Source organism: Ancylomarina sp., from assembly GCF_041555295.1.
Lineage (GTDB): Bacteria > Bacteroidota > Bacteroidia > Bacteroidales > Marinifilaceae > Ancylomarina.
The window spans coordinates 1-3,940 of record NZ_JBFFKR010000291.1; the positions used below are offsets into that span (position 1 = coordinate 1).

General features: G+C 36.7%; 3 protein-coding genes and 1 pseudogene. 2 read left to right on the forward strand and 2 right to left on the reverse strand.

The genetic code is table 11. The features are described 5' to 3' along the window. Positions 1-59: 59 nt before the first annotated feature. Positions 60-764, reverse strand: coding sequence for an SIMPL domain-containing protein (locus ABY905_RS14775; protein WP_372645230.1), 705 nt, complete (start codon positions 762-764; stop codon positions 60-62). 350 nt (positions 765-1,114) lie between these two features. Here ABY905_RS14775 and ABY905_RS14780 point away from each other — a divergent pair, with 350 nt between their 5' ends. Further along, positions 1,115-1,705, forward strand: a complete 591-nt coding sequence (locus ABY905_RS14780; RefSeq protein ID WP_372645232.1) for a hypothetical protein — start codon at positions 1,115-1,117, stop codon at positions 1,703-1,705. A gap of 23 nt (positions 1,706-1,728) precedes the next feature. Further along, positions 1,729-3,147: a flotillin family protein gene (locus ABY905_RS14785; RefSeq protein WP_372645234.1), complete on the forward strand. Its 1,419-nt coding sequence runs from the start codon at positions 1,729-1,731 to the stop codon at positions 3,145-3,147. Positions 3,148-3,387: 240 nt separating this feature from the next. On the opposite strand, the pseudogene ABY905_RS14790 reads toward ABY905_RS14785, so the two are convergent. Continuing rightward, positions 3,388-3,940, reverse strand: a pseudogene (locus ABY905_RS14790) (arsenic resistance protein); the annotation flags it as partial.

Consider the following 3,940-nt stretch of genomic DNA (forward strand, 5'->3'; position numbering starts at 1 on the left):
CGTTTTTAAATATACGACGATTACTTTCTATTATATGTGTTTTTCTTATTCCCAATGATTTATTTGAGTTCAAAACGAACCATGATCCTGTTCTCTAATTCAATTTTTTGAAATTCGATTTGTGGAGCAGCATCTTCCATTTCTAGGCTGGCCATACCTCTTATCATTATTCTTTTTTCTTGTGGACGAGCCTGGTACGTATTATATGAGCCTTCGTTAATGTAAATGGCTTTCCCTACTTCTTGATCCAATGCAGCTGTTAAAGCCTTTGCTTTGGCTTTAGCATCCTTAATAGCTTTTACTTTAACTTCAAGTTTGAATTCTTCAATTTTTGAATGATCAACCTTCTCGATTTGAATATTCGATATGCCAATTTTTTCCAAAGAAGAAAATAAGCTCGAAAGCGTTTTTGTATCGTGTACAATCACCTGAAAATCTTTCGATTTCATGATGTCTTTTTTCTTTAGAAAGTAAGTTTTAAAGTTACTGGTAAAATCCTGAACGGAAACTTGCTTTTCAAGGTCAATGCCAATTTGCTTTAAAGTCTTAAACATCTTTTTTTCCAACTGATCAACGCTTTCCTTGTTTCTTGTATCGCGTTCGCTCAAATTAATGTTTAAATAAATCTCATCAGGAATAATTTCCATCTTAGCATTACCATTAACTTCAATATAATTCTGATCTATGAAATTCTTTGTTCCTGATTGTGCGGAAGAAAATTGTGTGATTAAAAGGGCAAAACCCAATAGAATAAATTGTCTCATACTTATATGTTTTTAGTTTAATTATTTTGATGATACCAAAACTACAGATTGGTTGCGTCGTGCTTGTAAATTTCTAATATTTTATCTGTGATTAAAAATTTATTTTATGCAATTTCTATGCCATTCCCTTTTAGGTTATAATACATTCCTGGGCTTGCAGATAACCTTTTTAAAACTCTCATTCTTTAAATCAATTCAAAATTCAGATTAGAGAATTACATTTTTATCCTTGTAAAGGCTAATAATATCCTGAGAAACATAAAGTACAACTAAAATTTACATAAGGAAGTCTTAATTTTGTTTTATTACCAATAATTATAGTTACTTTCATACCCCTAAACTATATAACTATGACGCTATTTATTCTAAATGATTGGGCTTCGTTGAGCTTGATTGAACAATTTTTCTGGGGAATTGCAATCCTCTTTTCGGTTTTATTTATTCTACAACTAATCTCCAGTTTTATTGGTGGTGATGTAGATGGCATGAGTGCCGAAGGCGACGCGGATATTTCTGTGGAAGGGGATATGGGAATCGATTTTCAATTCTTTTCATTAAAGAACCTTGTGGCATTTTTCACCATTTTTGGATGGACTGGAATTATTTGTGTCGGTTCAAATCTTAGCCCACTTGTGTCGACATTGATAGCCACTCTTGCTGGATTGATCATGATGCTAATTATGGCTTCTATCATGTATTTTATGGGAAAATTAACAGAAGATGGTAGTCTGAAAATGAAAAATGCTATTGGTAAATCAGGTACGGTTTATCTTCCAATTCCAGCAAAAAGAGCTGGCATGGGACAAGTTCAAGTTCAAGTTCAGGGGCTTCAAACTTTGGATGCTTATACCGATTCCGATCAGGATATTCCTACTGGTGCACTGGTTGAGGTAGTCGATGTTTTAAATGATCAAATATTAATCGTTAAACCAAGTGTTTAATCACTAAATTATAATAATAAAAAATGGGAGAGTATATTTTATTTTTGTTTGCCGCTGTGGCACTTTTTATTTTCATCTTAATTGTTTCGCTAATTAAGCGATATAAGAGATGTCCTTCTGACCGAATTTTAGTCGTTTATGGTAAAGTTGGTAAGGGTGTAGAGACCGAATCGCGTTCGGCCAAATGTATTCATGGGGGTGCGGCCTTTATCTGGCCAATTATTCAAGATTATTCATTTCTTGATTTAACGCCTATTTCCATCGAAATCAATCTGACCAATGCCCTAAGTAAGCAGAATATTCGTGTGGATGTTCCTTCTCGTTTTACTGTTGGTGTCTCAACCGAATCGGGCGTTATGACCAATGCCGCCGAACGTTTATTGGGTTTATCACAAGAGAATATTAGTAATTTGGCCAAAGATATCATTTTTGGACAGTTGCGTTTGGTTGTGGCTACTATGGATATCGAAGAGATCAACTGTAACCGTGATAAGTTTTTGGCTGCAGTTTCTTCTAACGTGGAAGCTGAACTGAAAAAGATTGGTTTGAAGCTGATCAATGTGAACGTGACTGATATTAACGATGAGTCGGGTTATATCGAGGCTTTGGGTAAAGAAGCCGCTGCTAAGGCGATAAATGATGCCAAGCAATCTGTGGCTGAGAAAAACCGTGATGGTTCTATTGGTGAGGCAAATGCACATCAGGATCAACGTGTAAAGGTTGCTAAAGCTGATGCGAGTGCTGTTGAGGGTGAGAATACTGCTAAAATTACCATTGCCAACTCTGATGCAATCAGAAGAGAGAGGGAAGCTGAAGCTGAGCGTTTAGCTTCTGCTGCTGAGAAAGTAACTCAGGCGCGTGCTCTTGAAGAGGCCTATGCTGCAGAGCAAAATGCTGAAGATGCCCGTGCGACTCGTGATAAGGCTTCTCAGACTGCCGATATCGTGATTCCTGCTCAAATTGACAAGCAGAAAATTGAAATTGCTGCTGAAGCGATTGCAGAACAAACCCGTCGTCATGCTAAGGGTGAGGCTGATGCTATTTTCATGAAAATGGAAGCTGAAGCGAAAGGTATCTATGAGATTTTGAGCAAGCAGGCTGAAGGTTTCGATAAGATTGTGAACGCTGCAGGTAGCGATGCCAAAGATGCTGTGATGTTGATGATTGCTGACAAATTACCAGAATTGGTTAAAACTCAGGTTGACGCTATTAAGAATATCAAGATTGATAAAGTAACTGTTTGGGAAAATGGTGGCGGAAAAGATGGTAAGACATCTACTGCTAACTTTATGCAGGGTATGATGGGATCTATTCCTCCAATGGAAGAGCTTTTCAAAATGGCGGGTATGGAGCTTCCTAATTATCTGGGTAAAAAGGTTGAAGATGGTGAAAATGTTGCCTTCGAAGATGTTTCGAATGATGACAGCAAGAAAGTTGAATAATAAGCCATAGGCTATTAGATATTGAATAGGGCTGTTGAAAATTCGTTTTCAATAGCCCAATTTTTTTGTGCAAACTCAGCTATTTATTGATCCGAAAAGTAAGAAGGTTTTAAAAATATTGAGATATGGTGTGAATTAGACTAATATACAAAAAAGGCCACCCTTTTCAGGATGGCTTTAAGCATATTAATGTTGGTTTAGTTGTAAGTAAACGTTCAGTATAATAAGTAATATGCTATTCTAGTTTATATCATTTGCACACTTCACTTCAGGGGATTTATCTCCGAAATATTTCTTCTTAAATCGTAGAGATAAGTTGACAAGAGCAATTAAAACAGGGACTTCAACCAATGGACCTATAACGGCAGCAAAGGCAACACCCGAATCGATACCAAAAACTGCAATGGCAACAGCAATTGCCAATTCGAAATTATTACTGGCAGCCGTAAACGATAGGGTAGCGGTTTTGGCATAACCTGCATTTACCTTTTTGCCCATAAAGAATGAAACCAGGAACATGATAACGAAATAAATGAGTAGAGGAATGGCAATTCTAACCACATCGAAAGGTAGCTGGACAATATGCTCACCCTTAAGTGAAAACATCACAAAAATGGTAAATAATAAAGCGAATAGAGTTAGAGGACTGATCTTTGGAATGAATTTCTCTTGATACCATGCCTTGCTTTTTCTTTTCAAAAGCAGGTAGCGTGTAAGCATACCAGCTAAAAAGGGAATACCCAGATAGATGAAAACAGATTCTGCCACTTCTCGCATCGAGATATCGACTACC